Annotated in this window: 15 protein-coding genes; 7 read left to right on the top strand and 8 right to left on the bottom strand. The window is 62.1% G+C overall.

The genetic code is table 11. The features are described 5' to 3' along the window. Positions 1 to 68: 68 nt before the first annotated feature. The 3 genes from HMPREF0291_RS10655 to pgi all read right to left on the bottom strand — a co-directional run bounded on the left by HMPREF0291_RS10655 (position 69) and on the right by pgi (position 3,946). Entirely contained in the window at positions 69 to 701 is a 633-nt protein-coding gene (locus HMPREF0291_RS10655) for a DedA family protein (protein WP_005291391.1), read from the bottom strand. 76 nt (positions 702 to 777) lie between these two features. After that, a complete protein-coding gene (locus HMPREF0291_RS10650) occupies positions 778 to 2,262 on the bottom strand; it encodes a glutamate-cysteine ligase family protein (protein WP_005291389.1) in 1,485 nt (494 codons plus the stop codon). A gap of 46 nt (positions 2,263 to 2,308) precedes the next feature. After that, positions 2,309 to 3,946 (bottom strand): glucose-6-phosphate isomerase, encoded by a 1,638-nt coding sequence (pgi, locus tag HMPREF0291_RS10645; RefSeq protein WP_005291387.1) that lies wholly within the window; start codon positions 3,944 to 3,946, stop codon positions 2,309 to 2,311. Between the two features lie 62 nt (positions 3,947 to 4,008). Here pgi and HMPREF0291_RS10640 point away from each other — a divergent pair, with 62 nt between their 5' ends. Next, a complete protein-coding gene (locus tag HMPREF0291_RS10640; RefSeq protein ID WP_005291386.1) occupies positions 4,009 to 4,338 on the top strand; it encodes an antibiotic biosynthesis monooxygenase family protein in 330 nt (109 codons plus the stop codon). 103 nt (positions 4,339 to 4,441) lie between these two features. Here the strand turns inward: HMPREF0291_RS10640 and HMPREF0291_RS10635 are convergent, their stop codons facing one another. Together HMPREF0291_RS10635 and HMPREF0291_RS10630 are read right to left on the bottom strand one after the other, a co-directional pair. Further along, the gene (locus tag HMPREF0291_RS10635; protein ID WP_156774849.1) at positions 4,442 to 5,452 is read right to left on the bottom strand and encodes a hypothetical protein; all 1,011 of its coding nucleotides are present in this window, start codon (positions 5,450 to 5,452) and stop codon (positions 4,442 to 4,444) included. A 164-nt stretch (positions 5,453 to 5,616) separates the two neighbouring features. Further along, on the bottom strand, positions 5,617 to 5,910 hold the full coding sequence (locus tag HMPREF0291_RS10630) for a chorismate mutase (protein ID WP_005291382.1): 294 nt from the start codon (positions 5,908 to 5,910) through the stop codon (positions 5,617 to 5,619). A gap of 70 nt (positions 5,911 to 5,980) precedes the next feature. Here HMPREF0291_RS10630 and pcrA point away from each other — a divergent pair, with 70 nt between their 5' ends. Beyond that, positions 5,981 to 8,275, top strand: coding sequence for a DNA helicase PcrA (pcrA, locus tag HMPREF0291_RS10625; RefSeq protein WP_005291380.1), 2,295 nt, complete (start codon positions 5,981 to 5,983; stop codon positions 8,273 to 8,275). Here the strand turns inward: pcrA and HMPREF0291_RS10620 are convergent, their stop codons facing one another. Together HMPREF0291_RS10620 and HMPREF0291_RS10615 are read right to left on the bottom strand one after the other, a co-directional pair. Beyond that, complete coding sequence (locus HMPREF0291_RS10620) at positions 8,276 to 8,953, bottom strand: M23 family metallopeptidase (RefSeq protein ID WP_040423808.1); 678 nt, start codon at positions 8,951 to 8,953, stop codon at positions 8,276 to 8,278. A 314-nt stretch (positions 8,954 to 9,267) separates the two neighbouring features. Beyond that, on the bottom strand, positions 9,268 to 9,978 hold the full coding sequence (locus tag HMPREF0291_RS10615; RefSeq protein ID WP_005291376.1) for a M23 family metallopeptidase: 711 nt from the start codon (positions 9,976 to 9,978) through the stop codon (positions 9,268 to 9,270). Between the two features lie 223 nt (positions 9,979 to 10,201). Here HMPREF0291_RS10615 and HMPREF0291_RS10610 point away from each other — a divergent pair, with 223 nt between their 5' ends. The 5 genes from HMPREF0291_RS10610 (at position 10,202) to HMPREF0291_RS10590 (ending at position 15,381) form a co-directional block, all read left to right on the top strand. Beyond that, entirely contained in the window at positions 10,202 to 11,734 is a 1,533-nt protein-coding gene (locus tag HMPREF0291_RS10610) for a cell division protein PerM (RefSeq protein WP_156774848.1), read from the top strand. A gap of 2 nt (positions 11,735 to 11,736) precedes the next feature. Then, positions 11,737 to 12,342 carry a phosphoribosylglycinamide formyltransferase gene (purN, locus tag HMPREF0291_RS10605; protein ID WP_050748831.1) on the top strand — a complete coding sequence of 202 codons (606 nt, stop codon included), beginning with the start codon at positions 11,737 to 11,739 and terminating at the stop codon, positions 12,340 to 12,342. Then, the gene (gene purH, locus HMPREF0291_RS10600; RefSeq protein WP_005291371.1) at positions 12,339 to 13,865 is read left to right on the top strand and encodes a bifunctional phosphoribosylaminoimidazolecarboxamide formyltransferase/IMP cyclohydrolase; all 1,527 of its coding nucleotides are present in this window, start codon (positions 12,339 to 12,341) and stop codon (positions 13,863 to 13,865) included. Before purN ends, purH begins: the two co-directional genes overlap by 4 nt. 62 nt (positions 13,866 to 13,927) lie before the next feature. Then, a complete protein-coding gene (locus tag HMPREF0291_RS11685) occupies positions 13,928 to 14,482 on the top strand; it encodes a hypothetical protein (RefSeq protein WP_156774847.1) in 555 nt (184 codons plus the stop codon). 125 nt (positions 14,483 to 14,607) lie between these two features. After that, positions 14,608 to 15,381, top strand: a complete 774-nt coding sequence (locus HMPREF0291_RS10590) for a serine hydrolase (protein WP_005291367.1) — start codon at positions 14,608 to 14,610, stop codon at positions 15,379 to 15,381. Here the strand turns inward: HMPREF0291_RS10590 and HMPREF0291_RS10585 are convergent. Further along, complete coding sequence (locus HMPREF0291_RS10585; protein ID WP_005291364.1) at positions 15,378 to 16,040, bottom strand: TetR/AcrR family transcriptional regulator; 663 nt, start codon at positions 16,038 to 16,040, stop codon at positions 15,378 to 15,380. The two genes, HMPREF0291_RS10590 and HMPREF0291_RS10585, sit on opposite strands and share 4 nt — an antisense overlap. Positions 16,041 to 16,074: the final 34 nt, after the last annotated feature.

Below are 16,074 nucleotides of genomic sequence, written 5' to 3'. Positions count from 1 at the left end.
TGACCTGCGGTTACGTTGCTAGACGGAAATCCAGTTTGTCAACTTTTCCGCAAGGGACCCGTGAACCCCTACGCCTGCGGTGCGGTCTCGTTGCGCTCACGAATGGCGCGGCGGATGAAGAAGACCAAAAAGCCTAGGATGATGAGGATGAGCAGGACGTAGACGACCTTGGAGTATTGGTCGACGTAGCGCTCGACAACGTCCCAGTTCTCACCGAGCTTGAAACCGAGGTAGATCAGGATGAAGTTCCAAATGCCGGAGCCCAGGGTGGTCCACAGGCCGAAAGTGAGCAGGTTCATTCGGTCGAGGCCGGCGGGAATGGAGATCAGCGAGCGCACGCCGGGGATGAGACGCCCGAAGAAGATCGACGGCTTGCCGTAACGGTCGAACCACTCCAGAGCTTTATCCACGTCGGAGGCCTTGACCAGCCACATCCAATCCGCGATGGCGCGCAGGCGGTCGGCGCCCAACCACGCACCCAGGCCATAGAGCATGTACGCGCCGACGACGGAACCAATGGTCGCCCAGATGAACACCGACACGAAGTTCAGGGAACCCTGCGCGACGGTGAAGCCGCCCAGCGGCAGCACGACCTCCGAGGGGATTGGCGGGAAGAGGTTCTCCAGCAGGATCGCGATGCCGACGCCAGGGGCGCCGAGGGCATCCATGAGGTTGACAATCCAATCGATGATTCCGGACACGCGTCACTCTTTCTTCTGGCGGTCAGTCGTCTAGCACTCTATCCGCTAAAGGTATCTGGACTAGAAACGCGCACCGTTAGATATCTGTTGACCAGGTATGCACCGGGGCGGAGGTCTTCTGATTCTCCAGGTACGCCTCGAGCACACGGGCAAGTGCGTCCTGGCGTTCCGGGGAACCGGGCTTCGTGCCCGCGCCGGTGGAGACCAATGCATCGAGCTGCCACGATGCGCCGTTCTGGCGCCGCCACGCGCGCCCTTCGATGACGCCCAGGTACTTGTCAATCAAGTTCTCGTCGACCTCGAGCATCTCCAACCCGAGTCGCGCTTGGTCTAGGAGGTGGTTGAGGACGAGGTTGGAGACGTCGATACGCCCCAGCGTGGGCCACACAACCCGGGCACCGAGGCCGTCGCGCGCGCCGGCGAAGAAGTTATTCGTCGCATCGGTGAAAGTCAGGCGCGACCAGACGGGTCGAGTCTGTTCGCCGAGGAACTTGACCATGCCGTAGTAGAAGGCTGCGTCCGCAATGATGTCGATGGTCGTCGGGCCCGCCGGGAGGATGCGGTTCTCCACGCGGATGTGGGACAGCTCCGTCGACGGATCGTAAATCGGCCGGTTCCACCGCCAGATCGTGCCGTTCTGCAGATTGAGGTAGTGCAGGCCGGGGCTGTTGCCGTCCATGATCGGTTTGCCTGCTTCGGCGCGGCCTTCCGGGATGAGCGGGGAGAAGTAGCGGACGTTTTCCTCGAACAGGTCGAACACGGACGTGATCCAGCGTTCACCGAACCACACGCGCGGCCGCACGCCCTGGTTAACCAGCTCCGCGGTGCGGGTGTCCATGGACTGTTGGAAGATGGGGATGCGGGATTCGTGCCACACTCGGTGGCCTAAGAACAGTGGGGAATTTGCTCCGAGCGCCACCTGCACGCCCGCGATAGCTTGGGAGGCATTCCACGCGTCCGCGAAACGGTCGGGGGCGACTTGCAGATGCAGCTGCATCGAGGTGCAGGTGGACTCGGTAGCAATGTCCTCAAAGGATTCTCGGTACCGCTCTTCGCGCGCGATGTCGATGTCTACGAGTTCGCCGCGGGCCTGCATCACCGAGTTCGTCAGGGCAGCGTAGCGGTTCTCTTTGGTCATCCACTCGGGGCTTTTCAGGAATTCGGTGGTGACGGTCGGCAGGGTGCCGATCATCGCCATCCGCGCTCCTGCCGCCGTCGCGGCTTCCTGCACATTGTGCAGGCGCTCGTTCAGTCCGTTGTGCAGCCTCGTGAGCCCGTCGCCTTCCATCGACAACGGAGGGTGGTTCACCTCGACGTTGTAGCGCCCGACTTCGGCCTGGTATTCATCTGAAAGCTCAGCGAGCACCGCATCGTTGCAACCCGCAGGCGCTGCATTCTCGTCGACGAGGTTGAGCTCGAGCTCCAAACCGATCGTGCCGTGATCGACGAATTCGGCCTTTTGGAGGTGCTTGTCAAAAACCTCGAGCTCGTCGAGCAGGTAATTGCGGTACTGCGTCCGCTGTTTCGGGGTATAAGAATCGCGTGATACGGCGTCGCCCATGGTTGTCAAGAATAACCGCAGGCGGCGCCGATCAACCGCATTTCATTTACTTTTGTTCGCGGTACCAGCGAATCAGCGCGTCCGTTGAAGCGTCGCCGGTGTCGGGTGTTTCTTCGCCGCTGACAGCGCCCGCCAGCTGGTTGGCCTGCTCTTTGCCCAGCTCAACACCCCACTGGTCGAAGGAGTTGATGCCCCAGATCACGCCTTGGGTGAAGGTGATGTGCTCGTACAGCGCGATGAGCGCGCCAAGCGCGTGCGGTGTGAGTTCTGGGGCGAGGATCGTGGTGGTCGGGCGGTTGCCCGGCATGACCTTGTGCGGCGCCAGCTGCTTATCGACGCCACTTGCCTCCACCTCTTGCTGCGTCCTCCCGAAAGCAAGCACCTTGGTTTGAGCGAAGAAATTCCCCATGAGCAGATCGTGCATCGATCCTTCACCGGTGGCCGTCGGCAGGTCTTCCTTCGGGGTGGCAAAGCCGATGAAGTCCGCCGGGATCATCGTCGTTCCCTGGTGGATGAGCTGGTAAAAGGCGTGCTGCCCGTTCGTGCCCGGTTCTCCCCAGAAGATCTCGCCGGTGTCGACGGTGACGGGGGAGCCGTCGATACGCGTGCTCTTGCCGTTGCTCTCCATGGTGAGCTGCTGAAGGTAGGCGGGGAAGCGGGAGAGGTCCTCGGAGTAGGGGAGCACGGCGTGGGTCTGCGCGCCGTAGAAGTTGCGGTACCAGACGTTGAGCAGGCCCATCAGTGCCGGGACGTTGCGCTCGTTCGGGGTGGTGCGGAAGTGCTCGTCCATCGCGTGGAAGCCCTCGAGGAAACGCATGAAGTCCTGCGGGCCGATGACCGCCATGAGCGACAGACCGATTGCAGAATCGACCGAGTAGCGGCCGCCGACCCAGTCCCAGAACGGGAACATGTTGTCAGTGTCGATGCCGAACTCGGCGACCTTCTCCGCGTTCGTGGACACCGCTACGAAGTGCTTCGCGATGGCGGACTGGTCACCGTCGAACTGCTCCAGCAGCCAACGCTTCGCAGCATGCGCGTTGGACAGGGTCTCCTGCGTGGTGAAGGTCTTCGATGCAACGATGAACAGCGTTTCCTCCGGATTGACCTCATCGAGGACCCGGGACATGTCAGCTGGATCGACGTTAGAGACGAACTCGGCGGTAATGCCCGCCGTGGCGTACGTGCGCAGCGCGTTTGCCGCCATCGCGGGACCCAGGTCCGAGCCGCCGATACCGATGTTGACCACCTTCTTGATCGTGTGGCCGGTGTGTCCCTGCCACTCGCCCGAGCGCAGCTTGGAGGCGAAATCGCGCATCCGGCCCAGCACTTCGTGGACGTCTGCTGCAGCGTCCTGGCCGTCGACTTTCAGATCCCGCTCCGCCGGGATGCGCAGCGCGGTGTGCAGCACAGCACGGTCCTCAGTGGAGTTGATGCGCTCGCCGGTGAACATTTTCTCCGTGGCACCCTTCAGGTCGGCCTCCTCGGCAAGCTCCACGAGCGCGGCGAGAATGTCGGCGTCAACGAGGTTCTTGGACAGGTCGACGTGCAGGCCAGCAGCGTCAAAAGTGTAGGTCTCAGCGCGGTGGTCATCGTGGGCGAACAGTTCGCGCAGGGTGGTCGCCTTCTTCTCGGCGTGAAGCTTGAGCAGGTTGTTCCAGGCAGCGGTGGAGGTGATGTCGGTCATGGCCCCAAGGGTAGTGAAATATCCCGGGCTCTCGGGGTTAATTTTCGGGGATAATGGGCCGCATGAGCATTGTGAAGATCAACGCAATCACTGTCCCTAAGGACGCTGGCGAGCACCTGGAGGAGCGTTTCAAGGCCCGCAAACACGCCATTGACAATCAGCCCGGTTTCGAAGGCTTTCAGCTGCTCCGCCCCGTCAAGGGGGAAGAGCGCTATTTCGTGGTCACCCGCTGGGCGGATGAAGAGTCCTACAACAACTGGTGGGCTGGGGAAGGCCGCTCTGCACACGCACACGGCGAGGGCCGGGAAGGCGGGGAGGCCCGCAAGCCTGTCGCATCCGGTGCGGAACTGCTCGAGTTCGAGGTCGTGCTCGACTCGCTCGAGGAGGACTAGGGGCCCGAGATTTAGTTTGCATAGTTGCACAGGCAAACAATTCTGAACTGGGGTTTTGTCCAGACCGTCACGAGCGAATGCAAACAATATCTTGACGCCGCCTCTAGGCCCTTTCCCGGAGCAACGCGAGGAGGATTCTGGGGAGGTCGTAGAGCGTCCCAGCTGAGATCCGCACGACGGTCCATCCCATGAGCTGGCATTCCAGGTTGATCCGGAAGTCGGTGTCTCGTTGGCCGCGAGCTAGGTGGTGTTCGCCGTCGTACATCAGGGCAATCTTGAGGTCTGTAAGGGCGAGGTCGAAGGTGGTGATGAGGCGTGGGCCGTCGTAAAGCGGGACTTGCTCGGTGAAGGCGAGCCCGTGTGATCCGAATTCCCGCGCGGCCTGTGCCCATTCAGTGTCGCCAATGAGGTTGGGTTTTTCCGTCAGCGCTGTGCACATGAGACGCATCTCAGTTTCTTTGGGCGATTCAGCCCGCGCGCTAGAGAGCTGGAGAACGTTGCGCAGCCATCGGTTGTCCACTCGGCCGCGCGCGGCATCCAGGATGGATTCGGGGGTTACTCCAAGTAGGTGGCGTGAGGCGTCGACTAGCTGGACAGCCCACAGGACGATAGGGTCAGCTACCCATGCTGGGCTTGACCATGAGTGGATCCCTGCGCGGACATCTTGAACAGCTTCAACGACAGCGTCGGCTGGTGCGCTGACGGGTATTTCTAGCCCGTTCCAAATGACGGTCCACGTGCCCTTCGCTTTTCGACGCCTCCTGACCAGCCCCCATTCCCTTTCCCTCCGATCCACCGGTGTGTTCATCGTGGTGTCGCACGAGTCGGCTAGGTAGGGAAAACCCAACAGGGCGAGAGCGCTGAGACCGGCGACCACGCAGTTGGGGTTCTCATGGGCGTGGGCTACAGCTCGTAGACCGGCAGGCACTCGGTAGGCGGTGTTGTGGGGGTGGAATCGGGCATCGTGCCGGGCAAGTTCAGGTGATCGAACCGGGAAGTCTGACGCGAAGAAACCGGAAGAAACCTGAATTCCCCCGCCTGTCCGGTTGAGGGTGCCGGGGACTCGGCGGGAAATAGCCATCCGATCGACGCACGCAAGTTTTGTGTAGCCCATGCCCTTCTTAGACTGCGGGAAGGGTGGTTCGGTTCCCTTGAATCGCGAACAGTGTGGCCTTGTTGGATATAGTTTGCACGCTTGCCGTGGAAGTTAAATCTGACCTGCGGTTTTGTCAGCTCGGAAGGGGCCGGGTGCAAACTATATCCAGGCCGCCCGCTAACTTAGCCCAACTTGCCCCGCCCGAGCCTGAGTAGGATCGCCGCCAGGTTCGGGCCTTCTTCTCCTAGCTCGTCGCGGAACTGGTTGATGATGGCCACCTCGCGGTTGTGCACCAACCGCGTCCCGCCGGAACCCATGCGGGTTTTGCCGATCGCTTGGGAGATCTCGGTGCGGCGCTTCACGGAGTCGAGGATCAGCCGGTCGAGTCGGTCGATTTCTTGACGGTAGCGCTGAATTTCAGCGTCGGAAAGCGGATCGTCGGTGCCCGACGGATGCCTGATCTCGAACTCGCTCATAGCGCTTTATTCTGCCATGACCGGCTGCGGGACAGGTGTGGTACACCCGCCTAGTACGGTTGTACCCATCATGGGAACTGACTTGACTTTGGGGTTGAATCCGCAGCAGAAGGCCGCCGTGGAGCACACGGGCAGCCCGCTGCTCATTGTCGCTGGCGCGGGCTCTGGCAAGACGGCTGTGCTGACGCGGCGCATTGCGTATCTGCTGCAGGAGCGTGGGGTGGCGCCGTGGGAGATTCTGGCGATCACCTTCACCAATAAGGCCGCCGCCGAGATGAAGGAGCGCGTGGGTGCTCTCATCGGCCCGCAGGCGGAGCGAATGTGGGTGGCCACGTTCCACTCTGTGTGTGTGCGTATTCTGCGGCAGCAGGCGCAGCTGGTGCCGGGGCTGAACACGAACTTCACCATTTATGACGGTGATGATTCGCGCCGTTTGCTGGGCATGATCGCCAAAGAGATGAACTTGGACCTGAAGAAGTTCTCCGCGCGGACGCTGGCCAACGGGATCTCGAACCTGAAAAACGAGCTCATTGGTCCGGAGGAGGCGGCTGCGAACGCCCAGACGACGAAGAACCCCTTCGAGGTCACCGTGGCCGCGGTGTACACGCAGTACCAGCGTCGGCTGCGGGAGGGCAATGCGGTGGACTTCGACGATCTGATTGGCGAGGTTGTCGGGTTGTTCAAGCAGCATCCGCAGGTGGTGGAGTACTACCGTCGCCGCTTCCGGCACGTGCTTGTGGATGAGTATCAGGACACCAACCACGCGCAGTACGAGCTGATCCACACCCTCGTCGGCAATGGCCCTGATGCGCCGGAGCTGGCGGTCGTTGGTGATTCGGATCAGTCGATCTACGCCTTCCGCGGCGCGACGATCCGCAACATTGAGGAGTTCGAGCGTGATTACCCCAACGCCACGACGATCCTGCTGGAGCAGAACTACCGCTCGACGCAGAACATCCTTGCCGCAGCGAATGCCGTAATCGCGCAGAATGCTGGCCGTCGCCCGAAGAAGCTGTGGACTGACACGGGCACAGGGGAGAAGATCGTCGGTTACGTCGCGGACAATGAGCACGATGAGGCTCGTTTCGTCTCCACCGAGATCGACGAGCTCACTGATCGGGGAGTGCAGTATGGCGACATTGCCGTGATGTACCGCACCAACAACTCGTCTCGCGCGTTGGAGGATATTTTCATCCGCGCCGGTGTCCCGTACAAGGTTGTCGGCGGCACGCGCTTTTACGAGCGCCGCGAGATCCGAGACATCGTTGCGTACCTGCGCATTCTGGACAACCCGGATGATTCGGTGAGCATGCGACGCATCATCAACGTGCCCAAGCGCGCCATCGGCGACAAAGCGCAGGCGATGGTCGCGCTTCACGCGGACAATCACGGGATGAGTTTCGGGCGCGCGCTTATCGACGGCGCAGCGGGAGAGATCCCCACCCTAGGCCCCCGCGCGAAGAACGCGATCGGCGGTTTTGTCGAGATGATTCAAGGGCTGCGGGACGAGTTACCGGAGCTGAGAAACGAAGTCACCGGAATGCCCGACTTGGGGGCTTTGGTGACGCGCATTCTCGACGTCACTGGGTACAAGGCGGAGTTGGAAGCTTCGAATGATCCGCAGGACGGGGCGCGTTTGGACAACCTCAACGAGTTGGTCTCTGTGGCGCGCGAGTTCTCCTCTGAAGCGGCAAACCAGATGGCCTACGGCGAGGAGTGGGACCCGGAGAGCGGTGAGGCCCAGCCGGGGTCTTTGCAGGCCTTTCTGGAGCGTGTGTCCTTGGTCGCAGACGCGGACCAGATCCCGGATGAGGGTCAGGGCGTGGTCACGCTGATGACTTTGCACACGGCGAAGGGCCTGGAGTTCCCGGTCGTCTTCGTTACCGGATGGGAGGACGGCCAGTTCCCGCACATGCGGGCAATGGGCGATCCAGCTGAGCTCGCGGAGGAGCGTCGTCTCGCCTATGTAGGCATCACGCGTGCCCGGGAGCGGCTCTACCTGACTCGCGCGCTGACACGCTCTTCGTGGGGCAGTCCGATGAACAACCCTGCCAGCCGCTTCCTCGCGGAGGTCCCGGAAGACCTCCTCGACTGGCGCCGGGTTGAACCGGAGTACTCCTTCTCCAACGAAGCGTGGGGGAGTCCCGCGCCTTCGCGGCGTGCAATGCCGCGCCGCGAGCGCACACCTGTGAACAAGGATCTGCACCTGGCTAAGGGCGACCGCGTCAACCACGCTAAGTACGGGCTGGGCACGGTCATGAGTGTCGATGGTGTCGGAGCCAGGGAGACCGTCACCATCGACTTCGGTTCCAGCGGAACCGTGCGGCTGATGCTCATCGGCGGTGTGCCGATGGAAAAGCTCTAGCTACATCTCAATGCCGCGGTCCTTGAGCCACGGCACCGGGTCGATGGCGTTGCCGCCGCCCGGACGGACTTCGAAGTGCAGGTGTGGGCCGGTGGACTGGCCCTCGTTGCCCATCTCGGCGATTTGCTCGCCGGCGGTCACTCGCTGGCCAACGCTCACGTTGAAGGAGTGGACGTGGCCGTAGACGGTGATGGTGCCGTCGTCGTGACGCACGCGGACCCACTTGCCGAAGCCCTGTGCCGGGCCGGCGTTGATCACGGTGCCGTCCATGACGGAGTAGATCGGGGTGCCGATGCCGTTGGCGATGTCGATGCCGTTGTGCATGCGGCCCCAACGCGGGCCGTAGCCTGAGGTGAAGCGGCCCTCTGCCGGAAGGACGACCTTCTGGCCGCTTGGCGCGGTGCCCTCCTGCGGGGTCACGGAGGTGGTGGGGACCTCTACGGTCGCTTCCTCCTCGTCGTACTCCGGCAGCGCGCGTGGGTCGTATACGATGCTGTAGCCGGCCGCAGAGAACGTGGCTCCCTGGGACAGGATGTCGTCGAGGGCCATGCCGATGGACGGCAGGGCGGGGGCGAGACCGTCGACGTCTTCGCCGTCGACAGACACGTTGATGGCGTGCGCGGGGATGGCGGCCAGGGTTGTGAGGGCCACCGCTGCGGCGATCAAGCGTCGTTTCATTGCATCCTTCTTTGCTTCTTCGTCTCTACGCATGGAATGGTCCGTTGAACTCGCCACATGCTAACTGGCTCTGGAGCCCCGATCAATGCTTGGACACCGCCGTTGACGTGCAAATTCGCTCCTGTTGGGGAAGGATCCCACGGAAACGCGCTGGATACGGTAGTTAACTTCTGTGACTATTGTGAAACCTGTGAGTTTTGAGGCGGGGGTATCGGGCGGGGGTGATTTTCCGTGATTGAAACCTGTAACAGAAGCGCCACCATGCAACGAAAAACGCCCCCTTCCCGATAAGGAGGGGGCGTTCTACGGAGGTTCTAAACCGTAATGCCGCGAGCTGCGAGCCACGGCACCGGGTCGACCGGGGTGGTGCCGTCCGGGTGGACCTCAAAGTGGAGGTGGGAGCCGGTGGAGAAGCCGCGGCTACCCATGCCAGCGATCTTCTGACCGGCCTTGACGCGCTCACCGACGGCGACGTCGAGGGTCTCCATGTGGCCGTAGACGGAAACGGTGCCGTCATCGTGGCGCAGGCGGATCCAGTTGCCGTAACCCTGTGCCGGGCCGGAGTCGATGACCACGGCATCAGCCACAGCGATGATCGGGGTGCCCACGGCGTTGGCGATGTCGATGCCGTTGTGCATCGCGCCCCAGCGCATACCAAAACCGGAGGTGAAAGTGCCCTCTGCCGGCTTCATGGACTTCGGTGTGCGGGCAGCCTCGTCTGCTGCCTTGCGCTCCTGTGCGAACTCAACAGCCTTCCCCAGCTGTTCAGAAAGATTGTCCACCGGCTTGTACTCGCTGATCGCCAGGATCTGCGGTGCTTCCTGCGGAGCTGCCTCTTCGGCGGGGGCAATCCCGTCAAAAGCAGTCTGCGCATCGGCAAGGCGGTCATTATTGGCCGCGGTAGCTACCGAAGCGCCGCCAGTTGTCACTGCGCCCGTGGTCAGGGCGACAAGTGCGACACGGCCCTTGTTAGGGGTCTGCTTCCGGTGCTTGCCGTGGGTGCGGCGTGCGCTCGAAGAGTTCAACTTAAACCTCGTTAGATCGTCAATGGGTTACGGGTCGTTCCATAATCGTAACCGAGTTGTTATCTACCGGACACAGATTAGTCAGTTCCAGAACGTTAAGCAACCTTTCGGGCAACTTTAACCAAATCGGGTGGAAGATCTCATGTGTTACGTCGGAAAGCGAAGTGTCTCACAAACGTGTCTGACCACGATTCGCACGTCACCCGTGACAAGGTGGAATGCAATGAGTAAGAAGTCTAGTCCTCCGACGCGTTCGTCCCGAACGTCGCCCACGGTCGCTCGTCGTCGCCCGCGCTCAGTGAATGTATCAGATGCTGCGCGGGCGAACGCGACACCGGCAGCGCCGTCGACGATGAAGGAGCGCGTCCGCCATTACGCGCCGTACATCGGCGTGCCCAATATCGTGCTTGTGCTGGGCATTATCGCCGTCTGCTTGGCTACTATCCTGCTCGCTGGTGGTCGTGTCGCCGCGTTGCCCGCCGCGATCGCAGAGACGTGGTTCGTGCTCCACGGTGTACCTGTGATCCTCGATGGTGTGATCTTGGGCTCACTTCCGCTCTTGCCGGCGGTCTTGGTGGCTGCGTTCATTGCGTGGCGTGTCCGCGTCGCCACGCGTGAGCGGGTGAGTGTGCTGGATCTGTATGCGATCTTTGGCCTTGTGGTGCTCATTCCGTTCACCCTGTCCGCGATAGCGTGGTTCATGGTGGGGGATGCGTCGAGTGTTTTTCCCGTCAGTCCGCCTGCGATTCACAAGGCGCTCTTCATTCCGGTGTTCGTTCACCTCGTTGGGATGGCGTGCGGCATGAGTGAGCGGCTGTGGCGCGCGCTGTTCGACCGTGCCTCATTGCCGGTCGCGTTGATCGGCGCCACCCGCGCAATGGCCACGCTCGCGCTACGCCTCCTTGCGGCCGCGGCGATCGTTTACCTTGTGCTTCTCGCTGTCGGCTACGGACGCATCGCGGACCTTGTCGCCCAGTTCCCGGTTTTGGATGGGGGAGGGGGACTCGCGCTGGTGGGGCTGTGCATCCTCTATCTGCCGAACGCGGTCATCTCCACGCTGTCCGTGTTGCTCGGCGCTCCGATGCAGATCGCCGAGGGCGGTGTCTCTCTCTTCAGTGCCGCACTTGTGCCGCTTCCGCCGCTGCCGCTCTTCGGCGCGATCCCAGGCACTGTGCCCGCGTGGGCGCCAGTGCTGATGATCGTGCCGGCAGCGGTGCTCATCCACTTCGTCGCTTCTCGACGTTTCCTCCCCATCGACATCGCCGCCTGCACCCTCATCGCTGCCGTTTTCGCTCTTGTTGGCGCGCTCATGGCTGGCGGCCATGTCGGTGCGTACGGCTGGATCGGGCCGTCACCTTTGTTCTTCGCCCTAGCGGCACTATGTTGGGTTGGAGGAGTGATTGGCTTGGCCTGGATCGTGGCAGCGATCAGAGGCCGCACTGTGGCAGCAGACGCCGAGGATACTGCGGATGCTGAGGACGCGGATGATGTTGACCACGCGGATGAGGCGGATGTCGTCGACGTGCCAAGGGAGCTCGAGACGGACGAGCGTGAAGACGGCCACCGCGAGGTCGAAGAACCTCAGCCCGAGTCCAAACCCGAGGCGGAAGAATCCGATGAGGGTGTCTCTGAGGGAGAGCAGCCAGCAGGCGGATCCACTGCCTACTCAGTTCTGAAACAGCGGGAAGGCGAAGCCGGGCTCGAGGCCGATGAGGCTGACCCGTTGAGTGAAACGCAGCGCCCCGTCACGGACTAGACTTGGCCGTTGTGTCAGACTCTTCAGGCTCTCCAGAGATTTCCGTTGCCGTGTTGGTGTCGGGGTCGGGGACGCTATTGCAGGCCATCCTTGATCACCAAGGCCGCTACAGCGTAGACTTCGTCGTCGCCGACGTTGAGTGCCCTGCATTGGACCGGGCGCGCGCTGCCGGGATCCGCGCCGAGGTTGTCGCAGTGGATGGTGACCGCGACGAGTGGAATGTCCGTCTCGCGGAGACGGTGGCGAGTACAGACCCCGATGTGGTCGTCTCCGCCGGATTCATGAAGATCCTCGGGCAGGGTTTCTTGGATCGGTTCGAAGGCTCGCTCATCAACACTCACCCAGCACTTCTGCCGGCGTTCCCCGGAGCGCACGCCGTCCGGGACGCTCTGGCGTACGGCGTGAAAGTCACCGGAACGACGGTGCACTACATCGATTCGGGGGTAGACACGGGCGAAATCATTGCCCAGCGTGCGCTGAATGTGCGCGAGGGTGAAACTGAAGAAGAGTTGCACGAACGGATTAAGGTGATGGAGCGCGAGTTGATCGTCGATACGCTCCATCGCGCCACCCCCACGACGACCGGAAAGGTTGAGTTCTCCGCATGACCCGCACACCTATCAAACGTGCCCTGATCAGTGTCTTCGATAAGACGGGCCTGGATGAGCTCGCGACTGCTCTCGCCGAGGCTGGTGTGGAGATCGTCTCCACTGGTTCGACTGCGCAGCACATCAAGGACGCTGGCGCGAACGTGACTGAGGTCGCGGAGCTGACCGGCTTCCCGGAGGTGCTCGAGGGCCGTGTGAAGACGCTGCACCCGCGCGTTCACGCCGGCATTCTGGCTGACCTGCGCAAGGAAGAGCACGTCAAGCAGATCCAGGAGCTCGGTGTGGAGCCGTTCGATCTCGTCGTGGTCAATCTTTACCCGTTTAGTGAGACAGCTGATTCCGGTGCTAGCTTCGACGAGGTCGTCGAGATGATCGACATTGGTGGCCCCTCGATGGTGCGCGCTGCCGCAAAGAACCACCCGTCCGTTGCAGTCGTGGTGGACCCGTCGCGGTACAGCGAAGTCATTGACGCCGTGCGAGGCGGTGGATTCGATGAAGCGCAGCGCCGCCAGCTGGCAGCAGACGCGTTCACGCACACGGCGATCTACGACTCTGAAGTATCCGCCTGGTTCGTTGAGCAACTGGACGAAGGGAGCACGCGGACGACTCTCCGGTACGGCGAAAACCCGCACCAGTCCGCGACCCTCATCTCGGACGGCACCGGCTTGGCGGGTGCCACCCAGCACGGGGGTAAGGAGATGAGCTACAACAACTATCAAGACGCTGACGCTGCCTGGCGCGCGTGCTGGGACCACGAGCGTCCATGCGTGGCCGTGATCAAGCACGCGAACCCGTGCGGCATCGCAGTCTCGGACACCTCTATCGCCGAGGCGCACTCCAAGGCCCACGCCTGCGACCCGGTCAGCGCCTACGGCGGTGTGATCGCCGCCAACCGCGAAGTCACCGTGGAGATGGCTGAGCAAGTCGCCCCGATCTTCACCGAAGTCATCATTGCGCCGGGGTACGCCCCGGAAGCCCTGGAGCTGCTGCAAACCAAGAAGAACCTGCGCATCCTCACCGCCGAGCAGCCAGAGCGTGAAGGAATGGACATCGTGCAGATCTCCGGTGGCACGCTGCTGCAGGATCGCGATATCTACCAAGCCGACGGTGACAATCCGGAGAACTGGGAGCTTGCCGCCGGGGAGCCGGCTGACGAGCAAACTCTTAAGGACCTCGAGTTCGCATGGAATTCCGTGCGATGCGTGAAGTCCAACGCCATCCTCATTGCCCGTGATGGAGCCGCGGTGGGTGTCGGGATGGGGCAAGTCAACCGTCTCGACTCGGCCCGTCTGGCAGTCGAGCGCGCGAACACCCTTGACGAGGGACGTAACCGTTCCAACGGAGCCGTTGCCGCGTCCGATGCTTTCTTCCCCTTCGCCGACGGCTTCCAAATCTTGGCGGACGCAGGGGTGAAGGCAGTGGTGCAGCCGGGCGGTTCCATCCGCGACGATGAGGTTGTGGCAGCGGCCAAGGAAGCTGGCGTGACCATGTACTTCACGGGCACCCGCCACTTCTCGCACTAACCGCCGGTCAAGCCACGCGCCCTTGTAGTGCTTTCCCTGGAAACAGTGCAATAATCAACAGTGTGAGCAACGAATACTGGGGCGCACCCCACAACCAGTACCAGCCTGGTATGTATCCCCCGCAGTACCCGCCGGTGACGCAACAGAAATCATCCAACGCAGGGATGATCATCATGAGCGTCATCGCCGGGCTGTTAGCCATCGCCCTGACGGGATTCCTGGTCTATTACTTCACGACGAATTCGGACGCGAACCGCGCGGCCAATGAGCCCGCCTTGACCAGCGTGCAGCAGCCGAGTGAGGGCGATCGCCCCACCGTCACCCAGACGGTGAACGCGCCCTCGCCGAACGAGCAGCAGCAACCGAAGCCTGCGAACAAGCCCACGAAGAACTACACGGATTATTGGGTCAACGACTCTGATGTGACGACTCCGCAGTTCGCGGCAAACGTGTTCTCCGCCTTTGTGGCTAAGTACAACTCCACCGGTAGCCCGAACGTCACTCTGTACGGTGTGTACAGCCCCGTCACCGGTAAGAACTACGACATGACCTGCCGTGACCAAGGAGCGCACGTGGCATGCACCGGCGGGAACAACGCGGCTGTCTACATTTCTTAGGTCCTGTGCGACGATTTCCCGCGTTCTCATGCGCGACCGTGTGTGCGTTGTTGTTGTCTGCATGCACGGTCGGTTCCAGCAGTCCGGCAGGCGGCGGTGACAGGGGTGTCCTGCCAGAACCATCCATGGGAGCCCCCGCTGACAATGATCCGGTGCACGTGCCCCCGCCGCAGGAGCAGGTCATTCCTCCGGCGCCAGTAGGTGATGCCCAGACCGTGCTGAACGATGCTGTTGCCAATGTGCTCGACGGCTTTGGCGGCCGCGCCGAAGTCGCGGTGTCCGGCCGCGGAGGTGAGTTCTCCGCCGGGGACACCACAGGCTTTGCGGCATGGTCCACAATCAAGGTGCCCATTGCTATCGCCGCGTTGAAGGAGCACCCAGAAATGGCGGGGCAGGCTTCGACGGCCATCATGGTCTCCGACAACGACGCCGCGATGGCGTTGTGGAACAGCGTGTCGCCGGAAGCTGTGGAAGCGGTGCTAGCGGAAGGCGGTACGCCGGTTCCGGTCCAGCGGGAGCGGATCCGGCCGGAGTTCTCGCCCTTCGGCCAAACTGTCTGGTCTGTGGCTGAGCAAGCCCGCTTCGCCTCCAACTTGCAGTGCGTGACCGGCTCTGAACCAGTACTCAGTCTCATGGGCGGGATCACGGTCGACCAGTCCTACGGGTTAGGTACTCTCCCGGGGGCGAGGTTCAAGGGCGGGTGGGGGCCGTCGTCAAGCAATGGTGCGTACGAGGTCCGTCAATTCGGACTTGTGCACGACAGTGTGGGGCGGAATGTCGCCGTAGCTATCGCTGTGACCGCGGGCGACGGCAGTTACGAAAGCGGACAGGCGATGGCGACTCAACTGGCAGCGCAGATCGCTGGTTCGCTCGAGAGTGCTCCTGCGGCGAACTGTTAGCTGTTTTCCAGCAGTTCGATGGTGCGCTCGCCGCGGTCCGGCGGAAGTTCTGCGTGCAAGACGTCGAGCACCGCGTCCGCGAGCATGACCGATGGCGACGGCAGCGCATCCGTGACGAGAGGGTAGGGCGCCTTTCCCGTGTTGTCGCGCATTTCGACGGCTGCGAGCGACATGTGGAATGGCATCTCCACCAGCGGATCGTCGTCTCCGACAATCTCAGCCGCAAAGGAGCGGAAGTAATCCTCCAGCTCAGCGCGTTCCTTATGATACTCCACAAACTCCTCGGAGGTGGCCACTGGCAGCTGGTACAACCGGCCGATATTCCACTTTGAGGACAGCAGTAAGCGAGTTTGAGCAGCAACGAGCGCCCACAGCTTCTGGTTCGCAGACGCATCCGAATCTCGCAGCACCGCGCCAAGAGCGAGCGACGGTTCGATCGTGGACTTCAGCAGGGTCAAGAAAATATCGGCCTTGGAAGGGAAGTGGTAGTACAGCGATGCCTGACGCACGCCCACGGCATCGGCGATTTCGTGTGTGGAGGTTGTGGCGAAACCCTGTTTGGTGAACAGCTCCGCAGACGCGTCGAGGATTTCCTCGCGTGCCGTGCGTCCTGAGCGTCGCGGCGACGACTTCCGTGGCCGTCCGACACTTCCTGCCATTTCTTCCTCCTGGCGACACTGTAAACCTGTCAAG

The organism is Corynebacterium genitalium ATCC 33030 (assembly GCF_000143825.1).
Lineage (GTDB): Bacteria > Actinomycetota > Actinomycetes > Mycobacteriales > Mycobacteriaceae > Corynebacterium > Corynebacterium genitalium.
Note: the sequence above shows the minus strand (reverse complement) of the source record. Positions and strands in the feature narration are given on the sequence as shown.

Bases quoted from the DNA above. Each gene is read 5' to 3' on its own strand.
- pgi (WP_005291387.1), bottom strand. From the start codon at position 3,946: ATGACCGACATCACCTCCACCGCTGCCTGGAACAACCTGCTCAAGCTT.
- HMPREF0291_RS10620 (WP_040423808.1), bottom strand. From the start codon at position 8,953: ATGAAACGACGCTTGATCGCCGCAGCGGTGGCCCTCACAACCCTGGCC.
- HMPREF0291_RS10590 (WP_005291367.1), top strand. From the start codon at position 14,608: ATGGGAGCCCCCGCTGACAATGATCCGGTGCACGTGCCCCCGCCGCAG.
- purH (WP_005291371.1), top strand. From the start codon at position 12,339: ATGACCCGCACACCTATCAAACGTGCCCTGATCAGTGTCTTCGATAAG.
- HMPREF0291_RS10585 (WP_005291364.1), bottom strand. From the start codon at position 16,040: ATGGCAGGAAGTGTCGGACGGCCACGGAAGTCGTCGCCGCGACGCTCA.
- pcrA (WP_005291380.1), top strand. From the start codon at position 5,981: ATGGGAACTGACTTGACTTTGGGGTTGAATCCGCAGCAGAAGGCCGCC.
- HMPREF0291_RS10610 (WP_156774848.1), top strand. From the start codon at position 10,202: ATGAGTAAGAAGTCTAGTCCTCCGACGCGTTCGTCCCGAACGTCGCCC.
- HMPREF0291_RS10650 (WP_005291389.1), bottom strand. From the start codon at position 2,262: ATGGGCGACGCCGTATCACGCGATTCTTATACCCCGAAACAGCGGACG.
- HMPREF0291_RS10635 (WP_156774849.1), bottom strand. From the start codon at position 5,452: ATGGGCTACACAAAACTTGCGTGCGTCGATCGGATGGCTATTTCCCGC.
- HMPREF0291_RS10630 (WP_005291382.1), bottom strand. From the start codon at position 5,910: ATGAGCGAGTTCGAGATCAGGCATCCGTCGGGCACCGACGATCCGCTT.
- HMPREF0291_RS10640 (WP_005291386.1), top strand. From the start codon at position 4,009: ATGAGCATTGTGAAGATCAACGCAATCACTGTCCCTAAGGACGCTGGC.